The sequence below is a fragment of the Clavibacter phaseoli genome (assembly GCF_021922925.1).
Lineage (GTDB): Bacteria > Actinomycetota > Actinomycetes > Actinomycetales > Microbacteriaceae > Clavibacter > Clavibacter phaseoli.
In genome coordinates this window covers 264,802-280,823 of record NZ_CP040786.1, presented here as the reverse complement: position 1 = coordinate 280,823, position 16,022 = coordinate 264,802, and the positions used below count along the sequence as shown (strand labels likewise).

The window sequence follows — 16,022 nt, the reverse complement described above, 5'->3', positions numbered from 1 at the left end:
TCAGCCGGCGGGCGAGGCCGTCGCCGCCGCTCCCGCGTCCTCGCCCACCGGCAGCGCCTCCGCCCGCGCGTCGAACCGCACCGCGACGATGCCCGCCACGATGAGCGCGCCGCCTACGAGCTGCAGCGCCGTCAGCTCCTCGCCGAGCAGCAGCCACGCCCAGGCGCCGGCCGCCGCGACCTCGAGCAGCCCCGTGAACGACGCGAGGCGGGATCCGAGCATCGCGCCCGCCGTGATCCCCGCGCCGTACGCGAGCGCCGTCGCGACGACCCCGACCACGAGCATCGGCACCCACCACGGCACGACGCTGCCCAGCATCACGACGTCGGCGACGGATCCCGTGAAGGGCAGGATCCCCGTCAGCCCCACGAGCGCGAGCAGCACGGCCGCGACCAGCAGCCCCGCGGCCGCGAGCGCCACCGGCGGCAGCCCGTCCGCTCCGCGGGCCGCGATGGCGAAGTAGCCCGCGCAGCCGACCATCGCGCCGATCGCGAAGAGGAGGCCGACGGGATCCAGCGCCCCGCCGCCCGACGGCGACACCACGAGCGCGAGCCCGCCCGCCGCCGCGACGGATCCGAGGAGCACGGGCACCGCGGGCCGCCGCCGGGTCATCGCCCACGCCACCGCCACGAGCAGCAGCGGCGCCATGAACTCGATGAGGATGGCCGTGCCGACGGGGATCCGCTCGATGGCGGCGAAGTACATGACCTGCGCGCCCGCGACGCCCACGAGCGCCATGCCGAGCACCCGGCGCCACGCCCGCAGCACCGGCCGCAGGTCGCCGCGCAGCTGCACGAGCGCGATGGGCGCGAGCAGCAGCCCGCCGATGAGCGCCCGCAGCGCGACGGCGGCGACCGGGCTCCACCCGGCCTCGAGCAGCGGCTTCACGAACGCGCCCGACAGCCCGAAGGAGGCGGCGGCCACGACCGCGAGGACGAGTCCGGTGGTCAGGTGGCGTCGTTCCATGGTGCGCTCGTCTCGTCAGGGGCCACGCGGCCTACGGTCCTGACGTTAGACTCGTCGCGGATAAGGAGTCAACTTGCTTTTCACCCCTGACACGGAGGACGTGCTCGCGTTCGACGCCGTCATCCTCAACACGGCCCCGCGCGCCACCCGCTCCGGCGACGACCTGCTGGCGACCCCGGAGCAGCTCGCCGACCTGATGACCCGCAGCGGCTTCTCCGGCCGCTTCGACCGCGACGACCGCGAGCTCCGCGAGGTGCACCGCGCCCGCGCCCGCCTGCGGGAGATCTGGGACCTCGACCGCGACGCCATGGTGGATCCCGTGAACGAGCTGCTCACCCGCCATCACGCGGCGCCGCGGCTCGTCCGGCACGACGCCCTCGACTGGCACCTGCACGCGACGCCGGAGGACGCGCCGCTCGCCGACCGGATCCTCGTGGAGGCCGCCATGGCCCTCGTCGACGTCGTGCGCTCCGACGCCACCGACCGCCTCCGCGTGTGCGCCGCCGACGACTGCGACGGGGTGCTCGTCGACCTCTCGCGCAACGGGTCGAAGCGGTTCTGCAGCGTGCGCTGCGGCAACCGGATGAACATGGTCGCGTTCCGCGAGCGCCGCGCGGCCGATCCCGTCGGCTAGGCGCGCTCCGGTCAGCGGGCGGCGAGCGCCGCCTGGTACAGGTCGCGCTTGCCGAGGCCGGTCGCCTCGGCGATGGTGCCCGCGGCGTCCTTGAGGCGCGCGCCGTCGGCGACCAGCTCGAGCACCTGCGTCACGCCGGTCGCGAGGTCGACCTCGAGCGCCGCGGCGCCCTCCGCGACCACGACGATCTCGCCGCGCACGCCCTCGGCGGCCCAGGCGGCGAGCTCCGCGGCGGATCCGCGGCGCACCTCCTCGTACAGCTTCGTCAGCTCGCGGCACACGACGAGGCGACGGTCGGGTCCCCACTCGGCGACGACGTCCTCGAGCGACGCCTGCAGCCGGTTCGGCGACTCGAAGAAGACCATGGTGCGGCGCTCGCGCACGAGCTCGCGGAGCACGCGGCGCCGGTCGCCGCCCTTGCGCGGCAGGAAGCCCTCGAACGTGAAGCGGTCGGTGGGGAGTCCGGAGACGGCGAGCGCGCTGAGGACGGCGCTCGGTCCGGGGATCACCGTGACGCGCACGCCCGCCGCGGCCGCTGCCTCCACCAGGTGGAAGCCGGGGTCGGAGATCGCGGGCATGCCGGCGTCCGAGAGGACGAGCACGTCGGTCTCGCGCGCGAGCTCCACGAGGTCGGCGGAGCGCTCCTGCTCGTTGTGGTCGTGCAGCGCGATGAGGCGCGGCCGGTTCTCGACGCCGAGCGCGCCGAGCAGGCGGATGGTCGTGCGGGTGTCCTCGGCGGCGATGACCGTCGCGGAGGTGAGCGCCTCCACGAGCCGCCGCGACGCGTCGCCCAGGTTGCCGATGGGGGTCGCGCCGAGGATGATCACCGGTCGATCATCCCATCCGGGGCGGGGCGGTCCCGGCCGGTGGCGTCCACCTCCGTCGCCTCCTCGTCGGGGAGGCCCGCCCGGTCGCCGACGTGCTCGGGGTCGTCGACCTCCTCGTCGCCCGGGTCGCTCCAACCGCGGATGGCGTTCGCGATCCCCATGCCGATCACGACGAGGCCGATGGGCACGCCCAACAGGACGATCGTCGAACCGCGCCCGGCTGCGCTGATCTCGCCGAAGACGCCCGTGAGGCCGAGCACCGACACCACGCAGAGGCCGACCCCCAGGATCACCAGCCCGAAGGTCTCGCGCCCGCGCGACCGGCTCCTCAGGAACACGCGTCAGCTCCCGTCGGACGCGAGGGCGCCCGCACCCACGTGCGCGAGCACCACCGGATCCGCGCACCCGCGCGCGAACCCGTCGATGCGCCGGTCCATGTCGCGCTGCAGGATCCACGCGCCGATGCGCTCGGCGACGGGCGCGAGCCAGGCGGGCCGGCACGCGAAGTTGTAGCGCCAGGTCGCGAGCGTGCTGCCCGGCTGGCCCTCCGCGGGCGCGAACCGCCACCCGCCGCCCATGCGCGCGAAGAACCACGACCCCTGCGTCATCTTCATGCCCACGTTCGACGGCGGCTGGTGCGAGACGTACTCGCTCACCATGCTGAGGCCGAGGCGCGAGACCGTGAACGTCCGGACGCCCTTCGCCGGCTCGGTCGCGCCGCCCATGAGGTGCTGGTGCGCGATGAAGGGATCCCACCGCTTGCGGATCGCCCCCTGCGTCTGCGAGATCGCGAACGCCACGGCGGGCTCCACGGGGACGATGCGGCGGGACTCGACGACGGGCACGGATCCATGCTGGCACGGCGGGTGCGGGCGGCGGCCGGCCGGCGCCCCCGCGGCACGCGGCGCGCCCTCCTCACCGGCGGCGGACCACGGCGGACCCGCGAGCACAGCGCGTCGCGCTCACGGCATGCCGAGCACGGCCAGCCCATCGGCACGCGGAGCGGCGTCGTAGTCCTGGACGCGGAGGACCCAGGTCCGCCCGCCGGACTGCGTCCACGCGGTCATCGCCACGGCAGGACGCAGACCCCACGAGCGCAGGACCGCGCGCAGCAGGCTGCGCTCTTCCGCCTCGCTGATGCCGCGGAAGCCGTCGGGCAGCGCGAGCGTGCGCCCGGGGACGTGCATCCCCCACGTCTGGGCATCGCCGTCGTACTCGATGGTGGCCAGCGCGGTAGTCATGCACGGACCGTACGCGGGCACCCGTGACCGGACCGCGACCGCCCCGTCACGCCCCCGCGCGCCCCGCCGCGCGCGCCGACCGAGACGATGCCGAACGACGGGCGACCCCGCACGCCGCCCCCGCATCCTGCGTACGCTCGTCACAGCGGCCCCGCGGGCCGACGGCGCCCGGATCGGGCACGACGCACCACCACCCCCGAGGAGCACCAGTGGACGACGCCATCGAGACGAACGCGATCCCCGAGCCGGAGCCCACGGAGATCACGTACGACGAGGACCGCTTCCCGGCGCGCCCCGCCCGCCTCCGTGCCCGTCCGCAGCTGCGCGCCAGCGGGATCCGCCGCTCGTCGAACGACCCGCGCGCCGCGGACGCGTCGAACCCCTCCTACGTCGAGTGGCTCCGCCGCCAGTCGATGCTCGGCGACGCCGACGTGCTGAGCCGCGGCCTCTCGGGATCGCCCAGCATGTGGTCGAACCCCTACGCCCGGCCGGACGCGCGCCGCGCCATCGACACCGCGTCCGTGTGGTTCACGGCGTACCCGATCTCGCTCATCACGAAGCCCGGCGAGTCGTACCTCGGCGCGCTCGGCGACCCGCAGCTGTGGGAGATCTTCCAGTCCATCGGCATCGAGGCCGTGCACACCGGGCCCGTGAAGCTCGCGGGCGGCATCACCGAGTGGTCGCAGACCGCGAGCGTCGACGGCCACTTCGACCGCATCAGCACCCAGATCGACGCCGCGTTCGGCACGGAGGACGAGTTCCGCCGCCTCACCGAGGTAGCCGACCAGCACGGCGGCAGCGTCATCGACGACATCGTGCCCGGGCACACCGGCAAGGGCGCCGACTTCCGCCTCGCGGAGATGGGCTACAAGGACTTCCCCGGGATCTACCACATGGTCGAGATCCCCGAGGAGGACTGGGGACTGCTGCCCGACGTGCTGCCGGGCCGCGACGCCGTCAACCTCGACGTGGCCGCCGAGCAGGCGCTCGCCGACCAGGGCTACATCATCGGCCGCCTGCAGCGGGTGATCTTCTACGCGCCCGGCGTCAAGGAGACCAACTGGAGCGCCACCGCGCCCGTGCTCGGCGTCGACGGCCGCACCCGCCGCTGGGTGTACCTGCACTACTTCAAGCAGGGCCAGCCCTCCATCAACTGGCTCGACCCCACGTTCGCGGGCATGCGCATGGTCATCGGCGACGCGCTGCACTCGCTCGGCGACCTCGGCGCGAGCGCGCTGCGGCTCGACGCGAACGGCTTCCTCGGCGTGGAGAAGAGCGTCGAGGGCCCGGCCTGGTCCGAGGGCCACCCGCTCTCGGAGGCGGCGAACCACCTCATCGCGAGCATGGTGCGCAAGGTCGGCGGGTTCTCCTTCCAGGAGCTGAACCTCACGATGGAGGACATCCGCGACACCGGCCGCGTCGGCGCCGACCTCTCCTACGACTTCATCAACCGGCCCGCGTACCAGCACGCGCTCGCGACCGGCGACACCGAGTTCCTGCGCCTCACGCTCCGCACCTCGCTCGAGGTCGGCGTCGAGCCCGTCACCCTCGTGCACGCGCTGCAGAACCACGACGAGCTCACCTACGAGCTCGTGCACTGGGCGACCGAGCACTGCGCCGACGTGTTCCCGTTCCGCGGCGACGAGATGACGGGCGCCGACCTCGCGGAGACGATCCGCGGCGACCTCCTCGAGGAGCTCACGGGCGACAGCGCCGACTACAACCACGTGTTCACGACGAACGGCATCGCCTGCACCACGGCGTCCGTCATCGCGGCCGCGCAGGGCTTCACGACCCTCGACGCGATCGGCGAGGGCGACGTCGACGGGATCCGCGCCGCGCACCTCCTGCTCGCGAAGTTCAACGCGTGGCAGCCGGGCGTCTTCGCGCTCTCCGCGTGGGACCTCCTCGGCGTGCTGCCGCTGCAGGCGTCGCAGGTGGCCGACCTCATCGAGGGCGGCGACACCCGCTGGGTGCACCGCGGCGGGCACGACCTGCTGGACGCGGCGCCCGAGGCGACCGGGTCCGGATCCGGCATGCCGCGCGGCCGCTCGCTGTACGGATCGCTCCCCGCGCAGATCGGCGACCCGTCGTCGTTCGCGTCGGGGCTCCGCAGCGTGCTCGAGGTGCGCGAGCGCTTCGACGTCGCGCTCGGCACGCAGCTCGACGTCCCGGACGTCGGTCACCCCGGCATGCTCGTCATGGTGCACCGCCTCGACAACGGCGACCTGGAGGCCGACGCGCGCCTGCAGCTCACGGTGCTCAACTTCACGGGCGAGCCGATCCTCGCGACGGTCCGCTCGGAGCACCTGCCGAGCCGCCGCGTCGTGCGCGACGCGACCACGGGCGAGGAGGTCGGCACGGTCGACGACCTGTCCAGCTTCCCGGTTCAGCTCGAGCCCTACGCGGGCCTGTTCCTCATGCTCGACGAGGAGCAGGAGGCCGAGGAGGCCTAGGCCTCCCCGCCTCCGGGCCGCGCGATCGCCGACCGGCGGATCAGCACCACGCCTCGAGGGCGACGTCGCGGATCCGCCGGTCGCGGATGTCCGCCCACTCCACGGCGATCCGCGGCGCGGCGATCGGGTGCCGCACGAGGTCGACGACGCGGTTCGTGAGGAGCCGCGGCGTCACGCAGCCGGACGCGAGGATCCCCGTCACGGCGACGTCCGCGCCGCGCGTGCGCTCGAGCCCCGCGTGCGTGCGCACCACCCACGCGTCGAGCGCGCGGAGATCCGGCCGGATCGCGCCGATCCGCCCGCCGACCACGACCACCAGGTGCCGCAGCTGCGGCAGGTGGTCCGGCACGCGCACGGCGCGGAGGCACCGGGCGGCGGCGTGCACCCCGCGGATCCCGCCGGCCTGCGCGTCGACGCCCACGACGAGCGCGCGCACGGGACGCGGATCCTCCTCGCCCCGGCCGTCGAGCGCGGCGCGGAGGTCGGCGAGCGCCGGGAGGGCGTCGCCCGCGAACGCGATGCGCGGCGTCCGCGCCCGGCTGCCGCCGGCGGACGGGTCGAGGAGCGGCGCGCGCACCTCAGTGCCTCCGCCGACGACGCGGCGGCACGCGGCGCTCCCCCGCGCCGCGCCCGCCCACGCGCCCGGTGCCGACGGGACGGCCGCCGAGCCGCACGTCGTGCAGGGCGGGCGATCCCCCGCACGGCACGACGACGAGGTCGCCCACCGCCAGGTCGGCGGGCAGCGCGACCGCGGCCGTCCCGGACGTCGGCGCCCCGGCCACGATCCGGACGACCGAGGACCGGCCGGATCCCCGGCCGAGGACGCGCGCCTCCCCCCAGCGCGCGTCCACGCCGTCGAGGTGCCCGTCGACGCACACGACGCGCTCCCCTCCGGCTCCCGCGAGGACGGCCGTCACCGCGACGACGACGAGCGCGCCGCAGCCGTCCTCGTCGCCGCGGATCCCCATGGCCTCGCCCGAGTGCACGCACGGGGTCCCGCACACCTCCACGAGCCGCCGCATCGAGACCCCGGCCACCACGACGTCGTCGAGCACGGCGGACGCATCCGAGCGCGGCGGCGCGACCGCCGCGAGCACGCTCATCGCCGCACCCCCGTCGGGCGGGCGGGGACGGGACGGACGGGGACGGGAGGCACGTGGCACGGGAAGGGCATGCGCCCAGTCCACCTCCGCGCGGATCCCGCCCGCGAGCGCGCTCACGACACCCCTACGGCTCCCGCCGGGAACCTCACGGGGTCCCGACGCGCAGCCGGAGCCGCGGAGGGTCCGCGACCCGGGCGCCCGCGCACCTGCATGCGATGATGAGCCGTGCCCGACTCGCCCTACCGCCCCGCCGAGCACGGGGACGACGGCACGGCGGCGGACGGCACGGCCGCTCCGGTCGCCGCGGACACCGCCCGCGAGCCCGCCCACGCTGACGACGCGACGCCGACCCGGGCATCCCAGCGCGCCGACGAGCGCGCCGTCACCGCCCGCGGATCCCGCCTCGACGACCTCTGGGCGCGCCTCGTCTCGACCCCCGCCCGCCGCCGCGCCTGGCACTGGGGCGGACCCATCGCCATCACGCTGCTCGCCGCGGTCCTCCGGATCCAGAGCCTCGGCCACCCCGCCACGCTCGTGTTCGACGAGACCTTCTACGTGAAGGACGCGTGGACCCTCCTCCACCTCGGCTACGAGGGCTCGTGGCCCACGGATCCGAACCCCGACTTCATCGCCGGGCAGACCGACGGCTACCTGCAGGCGCCCGCGTTCGTGGCGCACCCGCCGCTCGGCAAGTGGATCATCGCGCTCGGGCTCGCGGTCTTCGGCGCGGCGGATCCCGTGGGCTGGCGCATCGCGACGGCCGTCGTCGGCACGCTCGCCGTCCTCCTCCTCATGCTCATCGCCCGCCGGCTCACGGGCTCCGCGGTCGTCGCGACGATCGCCGGCTTCCTTTTCGCGATCGACGGCCACGCCATCGTGATGAGCCGCATCGCGCTGCTCGACACCCACGTCATGTTCTTCGGCCTGCTCGGCTTCGGCGCGATCCTCCTCGACCGCACCTGGCACGAGCGCCGGTTCACGGCGCTGCTCGCGCGCCGCCGCGCCGCCCGTCCCGACGACGCGCGCCCGATGGAGTTCGGCCCGGTCGTGCTGTGGCGTCCGTGGCTGATCGCGGCCGGCCTCGCGTTCGGCGCGACCTCGTCCGTCAAGTGGTCCGGCATCTTCTTCCTCGCCGGCTTCGGCCTCTACGTGGTGCTCACCGACATGCTGCTGCGCCGCCGGCACGGGCTCGCCGCGTGGTTCACGGCGGGCGCCGCGGTCCAGGGTCCCGTCTCGTTCCTCCTCCTCGTCCCGCCCGCGATCGCCGCGTTCCTCGCCTCCTACGCGGGCTGGTTCGCCACCTCGAACGGGTACTTCCGCAACTGGGCGGCCGAGGGCGCGAACGCCTGGCAGGGCTCTCTCGCGTGGGTGCCCCTGCCGCTGCAGAGCCTCTGGCACTACCTCGCGCAGCAGTACGCGTTCAACGTGGGGCTCGACGTGACGCACCCGTACCGGGCGGATCCGCGGCTCTGGCTGCTGCTCTACCGGCCGACGCAGTTCTACTACGAGGGCTACGGCTACGGGGAGTCGGGCTGCACGATCGACGCGTGCTCGGCGTCCATCACCTCGATCGCGAACCCCATCATCTGGTGGCTGTCCGTCGCCGCGATGCTCTACCTCGTGTACCGGCTCGCCGCCCGCCGCGAGTGGCGCGTGGGCCTCGTGCTCATGGGCATGGTCGTCGGATACCTGCCGTGGCTGCTCTACGTGAACCGCACGGTCTTCCAGTTCTACTCGATCGCCTTCGAGCCGTACCTGATCCTGTGCCTCGCGATGGTGCTCGGCATGATCCTGGGCGACCGCGGGGATGCGCGCTTCCGCCGCACGCGCGGCATCGTGATCGTGGGCGTCGTCCTCGTCGTGTGCGCGCTCGTCAGCGCGTTCTTCTACCCGCTCTGGACCGGGCAGCTCGTGCCCACGTGGTTCTGGCGGCTGCACGCGTGGATCCCGTCGGGCTGGATCTGATGCCCGCCACCGCCACGCGTCTCCACCCCGCGCTCCCCGGCCTCGGCGCCGCGGCAGCGGCCGCGCTCGTGGCGTGGGCCGTGCACGCGCTCGTCCCGGCGATCCCGCTGCTCACGGTCGCGGTCGCCCTCGGCATCGTCGCCGCGCAGATCCCCGCCGCCCGGCCCGCGCTCACCGGCCCGCTGAAGCCCGGCCTCACGCTCGCGTCGAAGCGGCTGATGCGGATCGGCGTGGTGCTCCTCGGCCTCCAGCTCGGCCTCTCCGACATCGTCGGCCTCGGCTGGCGCGCCGTGCTGCTCGTGGTCGCGGTCGTGGTCCTCGCGTTCGCCGGCACCTACGCGATCGCCCGCGCGCTCCGCATGCCGGGACAGCAGCCGCTCCTGCTCGCCACCGGGTTCTCGATCTGCGGCGCGAGCGCGATCGGCGCGATGGCCGGCGTCACGCGCGCGAAGCCCGCCGACCAGGGCGCGCCCGTCGCGCTCGTCACGCTCTGCGGCACGCTCGCGATCGCCGTGCTGCCGCCGCTCGCGGGCCCGCTCGGCCTCGACGACGTCGCCTTCGGCCACTGGGTCGGCGCGGGCGTGCACGACGTGGGGCAGGTCGTCGCGACCGCCCAGATCGCGGGATCCGCCGCCCTCACCGTCGCGATCGCCGTGAAGCTGACCCGCGTGCTGCTGCTCGCGCCCGTCGTCGCCGTCGCGGGCGTCGTGATGCGCCGCCGCGAGGGCCGCGTCGAGGGCGCCGCGCGTCCGCCGATCGTGCCGCTGTTCGTCATCGGCTTCCTCGCGGCCGTGCTGATCCGCACCTTCGTGCCGCTCCCGGTCGGCGTGCTCGACGCGGCCCAGGTCGTGCAGACCGCGCTGCTGGCGATCGCGCTCGTGGCGCTCGGATCCGCGGTGCGCCTCCGCGAGCTCGTCGGCCAGGGCGGATCCGCGCTCGCCGCCGGCCTCCTCTCCTGGGCGCTCATCGCCGCCCTGGCGCTCGCCGCCGTGCGCCTGTCCTGAACGGCGTTCGGCGATCCCCGCCTCACCGCCTCAGCGCGGTCCACCTCCACCAGAGCGCGTGGTGCTCGCCCTCCTCGACGCGGAAGCGCCGGCCGCACACGGCGCACGCGCACTCGTAGGTCACCGGCCACCCGGAGAGGTCGCGACGGAGGACCGTCGCGTGCCCGCGCTCCTCCTCCCGGGCCGGGTCGAAGGCGAGGAGCCTCGGGTAGTCGTCGCACCAGCAGCGCCAGCTGCGGTAGTCGCGCACCTTGCCGAGGGCGTGGTCGAGGGCGTCGCGGTTCGGCCGGATCATCCCGCCGAGCTCGACGTCCGCCGTCGCCCGCTGGATCTCCGCGAGCGCGGTCCGGAGGTCCTCGAGCAGCGCGGTGTCGCGCGTGCGGATGACCTCCCACGACGCCTGCCAGATGCGCTGCGGATCCGCGGAGAGCAGGTCGTCGAGCGCGTCGGTCACCCGGCCACCCTAGGGCGCCCCGGAGCGCCACGAGCCATCGCAGACGGGCCCGCGAGAGGACCACGATCCCCGCGCACGAGACCTCCTGTTACGCCCGCGCGCCGGACGCCCCGGGAGCACGGGTTAGCGTGAGGACCATGGTCGATCGCGAGTACGGGTTCAAGACGAGGGCGATCCACGCGGGCAACATCCCCGACGCCACCACGGGCGCGCGCGCCCTCCCCATCTACCAGTCGAGCGCGTTCGTCTTCGACGACACCGCCGACGCCGCCGCGCGCTTCGCGCTGCAGAAGTACGGCAACGTCTACTCGCGCCTGTCGAACCCCACGGTCGCGTCGTTCGAGGAGCGCGTCGCGAGCCTCGAGGGCGGCCTCGGCGCGGTCGCGACGGCGAGCGGGCTGAGCGCGCAGTACATCACCTTCGCCTCGCTCGCGGGCGCCGGCGACCACATCGTCGCCTCGGCGAACCTCTACGGCGGATCCATCACCCAGCTCGACGTCACCCTCCGCCGCTTCGGCGTCGAGACCACCTTCGTGCAGTCGAGCGACCCGGCCGACTACGCCGCCGCCATCACCGACCACACCAAGCTCGTCTTCGCGGAGACCGTCGCGAACCCGTCGGGCGAGATCGCCGACATCGAGGGCCTCGCCGCCGTGGCGCACGCCGCGGGCGTCCCGCTCGTCATCGACTCCACCATCGCCACCCCGTACCTCAACCGGCCCATCGAGTGGGGCGCCGACATCGTGATCCACTCGGCCACCAAGTTCCTCGGCGGGCACGGCACGACGCTCGGCGGCGTGGTCGTCGAGTCGGGCCTCTTCGACTGGGAGAGCGCCCGGTTCCCGCTGCTGGACCAGCCCGTGCCGAGCTACGGCGGCCTCAACTGGACCGGCAACTTCGGCGAGTACGCGTTCCTCACCCGCCTCCGCGCCGAGCAGCTCCGCGACATCGGGCCGTCGCTCGCGCCGCACTCCGCGTTCCTGCTCGCGCAGGGCGTCGAGACGCTCCCGTACCGGATGCAGGCGCACATCGACAACGCGCGGGCCGTCGCCGAGTGGCTGGACCAGGATCCGCGCATCACCGCCGTCAACTGGGCCGGCCTCCCCGCGCACCCGCACCACGAGCGGGCGCGCAAGTACCTGCCGACGGGACCCGGATCCGTGTTCACGTTCGAGGTCGCGGGCGGCCGCGCGGTCGGCCAGCGCTTCATCGAGTCGGTCGAGCTCGCGAGCCACCTCGCCAACATCGGCGACGCCAAGACGCTCGTCATCCACCCCGCCTCCACGACCCACGCGCAGCTGAGCGAGTCGCAGCTGGTCGACGCGGGCGTGCTGCCCGGCATCGTCCGCATCAGCGTCGGCATCGAGGACGTCGCCGACATCATCCACGACCTGGACCAGGCGCTGGCCGCCGCGACGGAGGGAGCGAAGTGAGCTTCGACACCGGCGGCGGGCCGCCCGAGCGCACGGGATCCACACCCCACCCCGCGGCGGACGCCGCCGACCTCGCGCCGCTCGACCCGGCCGAGGAGGCCGCCGACCGCGCGGCCGGCGACGCGGCCGAGGCGCAGGACGCCGACACGGACGCCGCGACCCCCGCCGAGCCGGTCGGCGACCCGGATGCCGACGGCACCCAGACCACGCAGCTCCAGAACGGCCTCACCTGCGCGATCCCCCGCTCCAGCCCGCTCGCCACGCTCCTGCGCAGCGAGCGCACGTGGACGGGCCCGACCGCCAAGGAGCGCCAGGCGATCCTCCGCCGCGCGAAGAGCGTCGCCATCGTCGGCGCCTCGCCGAACCCGGCCCGCTCCAGCTACTTCGTCGGCACGTACCTCCAGCAGTCGAGCGACTACCGCGTGTACTTCGTGAACCCGAACGCCACCGAGATCCTCGGACAGGAGGCGTACCCCGACCTCGCCTCGCTGCCCGAGGTGCCCGACATCGTCGACGTGTTCCGGAAGGCCAGCGACATCCCGTCCGTCGTGGACGACGTGGTCGCGATCGGCGCGCCCGTCATCTGGGTGCAGCTCGGCATCTGGAACCAGGAGGCGGCGGAGGACGCGGAGGCCCGCGGGCTCACGGTCGTGATGGACCGCTGCGTCAAGGTCGAGCACGCGCGCTTCCACGGCGGCCTGCACCTGCTCGGCTTCGACACCGGCGTGATCAGCGCGCGGAAGGCCGCGGTCTAGCGGAGGCGGTCGCGGCCGGGCGCACGAGGGCGCCCGCGGCTCACCAGCCGAGCGTGCCCGGCGCTCCCTTGAACGGGCCGACCACGCGCGGCGTGATCCAGCCGCCGTAGAAGTCGCCCTCCTGCGCCTCGACCTGGACGCCGTCGACCGTGATCCGGTCCATCGCGGAGGGGTACACGGCCACCTTGTCCGCGAGCATCTCGTAGCCGCGCGTCGGCGACGGGTACCACCAGGCCGCGCGGTCGGCCGTGACGCCGCCGGCGGTGAGCGAGAGGTACGAGGCCTCCCCCTTGTACTCGCACCACGACCGACCGGCGGCGGAGGCGAGCACGCCCGCGGCGAAGTCGGCCGAGGGGAGGTAGTAGACCGGCGGGTGGCTGGTCTCGAGCACGCGCACCGCGGATCGGCTGTCGAGGACGACGCGGCCGCCGAGCTCGATCACGACGCGCTCGGACGACGGGTCCACGCGCGGAGGACGCGGGTAGTCCCACACCGACTCCTGCCCCTCGCCGGGGATCTCGCGGGGACGGCGGGGCGGTGGGATGCGCATGCGCCGACGGTACCGCGGGTGCCTGAGCGCCCCGGATCCCGCGCCGGCACGGGCCGATCGCCCCCGTCCGGTAAAGGCGTATCCACTAAACGTTTTTGCACGAATGGTCCTCTGGGTGCTTGACTGGGGCACGTCCACCCGCATTCGGGTGTCACACAGCACGAAATCTTCGAGGAGTAACGCACATGGGCATCATCGGTTTTCTGGTTCTGGGTCTGATCGCCGGAGCGCTCGCCAAGCTGATCCTCCCGGGCAAGCAGGGTGGCGGAATCATCGTCACGCTGATCCTGGGCGTCGTCGGGGCCTTCCTCGGCGGCTTCATCGGCAGCGCGCTGTTCAACAAGCCGGTCGACGGCTTCGACCTCGGCTCGCTCGCGCTCGCCATCGTCGGCGCGATCATCGTCCTGCTGGTCTACGGCGCGATCGTCGGCCGCAAGAAGGCCTAGTCCTTCCTGCTGCATCCGGAGCCCCCGTCGCCCGACCCTCGTGGTCCGGCGGCGGGGGCTCCCTGCATGTCGGCTCCCTGGGCCGGGCGGGTCGCGCCGCGCGCCGTGCCTACGATGACCGCATGCCCGACGCCGTCGCCCTACCCTCCTCCCCCGCACGATCCCGCACCGCCGCCGTGCTCGTCGCCGTCGCGCTCCCGCCGCTCGCCCTCGCGGCCGCCGGCCTCTCGCACCCGAGCTCGCTGACCGACGGCACCGCGACGCACTGGCGGGACCTGCACATCGCGCTCCTCCCCGTCTTCCCGCTGCTCGCGATCGCGCCCATCCTCCTCACGCGCCGCCACGACCGCCGCCTCGGGATCCTCGCCGTGGTCCTCGGCTTCGTCTACGCCGTCTGCTACCAGGCGCTCGACATCCTCGCGGGCATCGCGGCCGGCGCCCTGAAGCTCGAGGGCGGGCAGGGCGTGACGACCATGTACGCGCTCGCGGACGGGATCGTCGTGGCGGGCGTCTGGTCGTACGTCGCCGTCACCGTGCTCGCGAGCGCGCTCGTGATCCGGCACGCGGGGCTCCGGGCGCTGCCGGGCGCCGTCATCGCGGTGATCGCGGCCGTCTCGTTCGTGGACAGCCACATCTTCTTCCCGCGCGGCGTGATCACCATGCTCGGCCTCGCGATCGGCTGGACCTGGCTGGCGCTCGCCTCCTCCGGTCCCGCCCGACGGGCGCCCCGCGGATCCGCCGGCGCCCTCGCGTCCGACCGCGCGGAGGCGGCGGCATAGTCTGACGGGATGACAGCGTACGTCTCGGCACTCGACCTCTTCTCCATCGGGATCGGGCCGTCGAGCTCGCACACCGTCGGCCCCATGCGCGCGGCGCTGCTGTTCGCCGAGGAGTGCGCGGCGTCGCCCCGGCTCACGGAGATCACGCGCGTCACCGTGCGCCTGTTCGGCTCGCTCGGCGCCACCGGACTCGGCCATGGGACGCCCGACGCGGTCGTCGCGGGCCTCGCCGGCCTCGCGCCCGAGACGTGCGACCCGGACGAGGTCCGCGGCCGCTGGTCCGGGCTCGGCGAGGGCGTCGACGTGCCGCTCGCCGGGATCCACCCCGTGCGCATGGTCGGCCGCGACCTCACGTTCGAGCCGTTCACGCGACTCCCCCGCCACCCGAACGCGATGCACCTCGCGGCGCTCGACGCCGACGGCGGCACGGTGCTCGAGAGCACGTGGTTCTCGGTCGGCGGCGGATTCGTGCTGCGCGAGGACCAGGCGCCGTCCGCCGTGCTGCCCACCGGCCTCCCCCACTCCTTCTCCAACGCCGACGAGCTGATCGCGCTGGCCGAGTCGACCGGGCGCTCCATCGCCGACGTCGCGCGCGACACCGAGGAGTCGATCCACGGATCCCGCCGCGCGGTCGCCGGGCTCGACGCGATCTGGGACGCCATGGCCGCGTGCGTCACCGCGGGGCTGGGCGGCCAGGGCACGCTGCCGGGCGGGCTCAACGTGCGGCGGCGGGCGGCGCGGGTCGCGTCGCAGCTCGCGACCATCGACGCCGGGGGAACGCGCGACACCTCGCACGAGTGGCTGCACGCGTTCGCGCTCGCGGTCAACGAGGAGAACGCGTCCGGCGGGCGCGTCGTCACGGCGCCCACGAACGGCGCGGCCGGCATCATCCCCGCGGTCGGCTCCTACTACCTGCGGTTCGTGCCCGGCGCCGACCGCGACGGGATCCGCGACTTCCTCCTCACCGCCACGGCGATCGGCTCGCTCGTGAAGGCCAACGCGTCCATCTCGGGCGCGGAGGCCGGTTGCCAGGGCGAGGTCGGCACGGCGTGCGCGATGGCGGCCGGCGCCCTGTGCGCGGTGCTCGGCGGATCCCCGCGGCAGGTCGAGAACGCCGCCGAGATCGCGATGGAGCACCACCTCGGCCTCACGTGCGATCCCGTGGGCGGGCTCGTGCAGATCCCGTGCATCGAGCGGAACGCGATCGCCGCGTCCACCGCCGTGAACGCGGCCCGCATGGCGCTGCACGGCGACGGCACGCACCTCGTCTCGCTCGACACCGTGATCGAGACGATGCGGCAGACGGGCCTCGACATGTCCACCAAGTACAAGGAGACGTCGACGGGCGGCCTCGCGGTCAACGTCATCGAGTGCTGAGCGCCCCGGGCGCCCCCGGCCGTGTCAGGCTG

18 protein-coding genes are annotated in these 16,022 nt (G+C 74.2%); 9 read left to right on the top strand and 9 right to left on the bottom strand.

Annotated features, from left to right (window positions below):
• Positions 1-966 (bottom strand): EamA family transporter, encoded by a 966-nt coding sequence (locus tag FGI33_RS01315; protein WP_237582141.1) that lies wholly within the window; start codon positions 964-966, stop codon positions 1-3.
• Positions 967-1,039: 73 nt separating this feature from the next.
• Between FGI33_RS01315 and FGI33_RS01310 the strand changes: the two genes are divergently transcribed.
• Positions 1,040-1,600 carry a CGNR zinc finger domain-containing protein gene (locus FGI33_RS01310; RefSeq protein WP_204585726.1) on the top strand — a complete coding sequence of 187 codons (561 nt, stop codon included), beginning with the start codon at positions 1,040-1,042 and terminating at the stop codon, positions 1,598-1,600.
• A gap of 11 nt (positions 1,601-1,611) precedes the next feature.
• Here the strand turns inward: FGI33_RS01310 and rsmI are convergent, their stop codons facing one another.
• The 4 genes from rsmI to FGI33_RS01290 form a co-directional block, all read right to left on the bottom strand.
• Entirely contained in the window at positions 1,612-2,427 is an 816-nt protein-coding gene (gene rsmI, locus FGI33_RS01305; protein ID WP_119401522.1) for a 16S rRNA (cytidine(1402)-2'-O)-methyltransferase, read from the bottom strand.
• Positions 2,424-2,765 (bottom strand): hypothetical protein, encoded by a 342-nt coding sequence (locus tag FGI33_RS01300; RefSeq protein WP_119435297.1) that lies wholly within the window; start codon positions 2,763-2,765, stop codon positions 2,424-2,426. The genes rsmI and FGI33_RS01300 overlap by 4 nt, the downstream gene beginning before the upstream one ends.
• Positions 2,766-2,768: 3 nt before the next feature.
• The gene (locus tag FGI33_RS01295) at positions 2,769-3,272 is read right to left on the bottom strand and encodes an SRPBCC family protein (protein WP_119435298.1); all 504 of its coding nucleotides are present in this window, start codon (positions 3,270-3,272) and stop codon (positions 2,769-2,771) included.
• Positions 3,273-3,389: 117 nt separating this feature from the next.
• A complete protein-coding gene (locus tag FGI33_RS01290) occupies positions 3,390-3,668 on the bottom strand; it encodes a hypothetical protein (RefSeq protein ID WP_182623349.1) in 279 nt (92 codons plus the stop codon).
• Positions 3,669-3,877: 209 nt separating this feature from the next.
• Here FGI33_RS01290 and treS point away from each other — a divergent pair, with 209 nt between their 5' ends.
• Positions 3,878-6,124, top strand: a complete 2,247-nt coding sequence (gene treS, locus FGI33_RS01285; RefSeq protein ID WP_119435325.1) for a maltose alpha-D-glucosyltransferase — start codon at positions 3,878-3,880, stop codon at positions 6,122-6,124.
• Positions 6,125-6,164: 40 nt separating this feature from the next.
• Here treS and FGI33_RS01280 read toward each other — a convergent pair whose 3' ends face one another.
• Positions 6,165-6,701, bottom strand: coding sequence for a hypothetical protein (locus FGI33_RS01280; protein ID WP_237582140.1), 537 nt, complete (start codon positions 6,699-6,701; stop codon positions 6,165-6,167).
• 1 nt (position 6,702) lies between these two features.
• Positions 6,703-7,227, bottom strand: a complete 525-nt coding sequence (locus tag FGI33_RS01275) for a hypothetical protein (RefSeq protein WP_237582139.1) — start codon at positions 7,225-7,227, stop codon at positions 6,703-6,705.
• A gap of 225 nt (positions 7,228-7,452) precedes the next feature.
• Here FGI33_RS01275 and FGI33_RS01270 point away from each other — a divergent pair, with 225 nt between their 5' ends.
• Together FGI33_RS01270 and FGI33_RS01265 are read left to right on the top strand one after the other, a co-directional pair.
• Positions 7,453-9,192 (top strand): dolichyl-phosphate-mannose--protein mannosyltransferase, encoded by a 1,740-nt coding sequence (locus tag FGI33_RS01270; RefSeq protein ID WP_119434778.1) that lies wholly within the window; start codon positions 7,453-7,455, stop codon positions 9,190-9,192.
• The gene (locus FGI33_RS01265) at positions 9,192-10,196 is read left to right on the top strand and encodes a YeiH family protein (RefSeq protein WP_119434779.1); all 1,005 of its coding nucleotides are present in this window, start codon (positions 9,192-9,194) and stop codon (positions 10,194-10,196) included. The genes FGI33_RS01270 and FGI33_RS01265 overlap by 1 nt, the downstream gene beginning before the upstream one ends.
• 22 nt (positions 10,197-10,218) lie before the next feature.
• Here FGI33_RS01265 and FGI33_RS01260 read toward each other — a convergent pair whose 3' ends face one another.
• Positions 10,219-10,650, bottom strand: coding sequence for a hypothetical protein (locus tag FGI33_RS01260; protein ID WP_119434780.1), 432 nt, complete (start codon positions 10,648-10,650; stop codon positions 10,219-10,221).
• 137 nt (positions 10,651-10,787) lie between these two features.
• On the opposite strand from FGI33_RS01260, the gene FGI33_RS01255 reads away from it, so the two are divergent.
• Both FGI33_RS01255 and FGI33_RS01250 read left to right on the top strand, forming a co-directional pair.
• On the top strand, positions 10,788-12,083 hold the full coding sequence (locus FGI33_RS01255) for an O-acetylhomoserine aminocarboxypropyltransferase/cysteine synthase family protein (protein WP_119434781.1): 1,296 nt from the start codon (positions 10,788-10,790) through the stop codon (positions 12,081-12,083).
• 236 nt (positions 12,084-12,319) lie between these two features.
• On the top strand, positions 12,320-12,838 hold the full coding sequence (locus FGI33_RS01250) for a CoA-binding protein (protein ID WP_119435346.1): 519 nt from the start codon (positions 12,320-12,322) through the stop codon (positions 12,836-12,838).
• Between the two features lie 40 nt (positions 12,839-12,878).
• On the opposite strand, the gene FGI33_RS01245 is transcribed toward FGI33_RS01250, so the two are convergent.
• On the bottom strand, positions 12,879-13,388 hold the full coding sequence (locus tag FGI33_RS01245; protein WP_119435344.1) for a DUF427 domain-containing protein: 510 nt from the start codon (positions 13,386-13,388) through the stop codon (positions 12,879-12,881).
• Between the two features lie 185 nt (positions 13,389-13,573).
• Here FGI33_RS01245 and FGI33_RS01240 point away from each other — a divergent pair, with 185 nt between their 5' ends.
• The 3 genes from FGI33_RS01240 to FGI33_RS01230 all read left to right on the top strand — a co-directional run bounded on the left by FGI33_RS01240 (position 13,574) and on the right by FGI33_RS01230 (position 15,990).
• Positions 13,574-13,834, top strand: coding sequence for a GlsB/YeaQ/YmgE family stress response membrane protein (locus FGI33_RS01240; protein ID WP_043583378.1), 261 nt, complete (start codon positions 13,574-13,576; stop codon positions 13,832-13,834).
• A gap of 122 nt (positions 13,835-13,956) precedes the next feature.
• Positions 13,957-14,613 carry a hypothetical protein gene (locus tag FGI33_RS01235; RefSeq protein ID WP_119435345.1) on the top strand — a complete coding sequence of 219 codons (657 nt, stop codon included), beginning with the start codon at positions 13,957-13,959 and terminating at the stop codon, positions 14,611-14,613.
• A 9-nt stretch (positions 14,614-14,622) separates the two neighbouring features.
• On the top strand, positions 14,623-15,990 hold the full coding sequence (locus FGI33_RS01230; protein ID WP_237582138.1) for an L-serine ammonia-lyase: 1,368 nt from the start codon (positions 14,623-14,625) through the stop codon (positions 15,988-15,990).
• Positions 15,991-16,022: the final 32 nt, after the last annotated feature.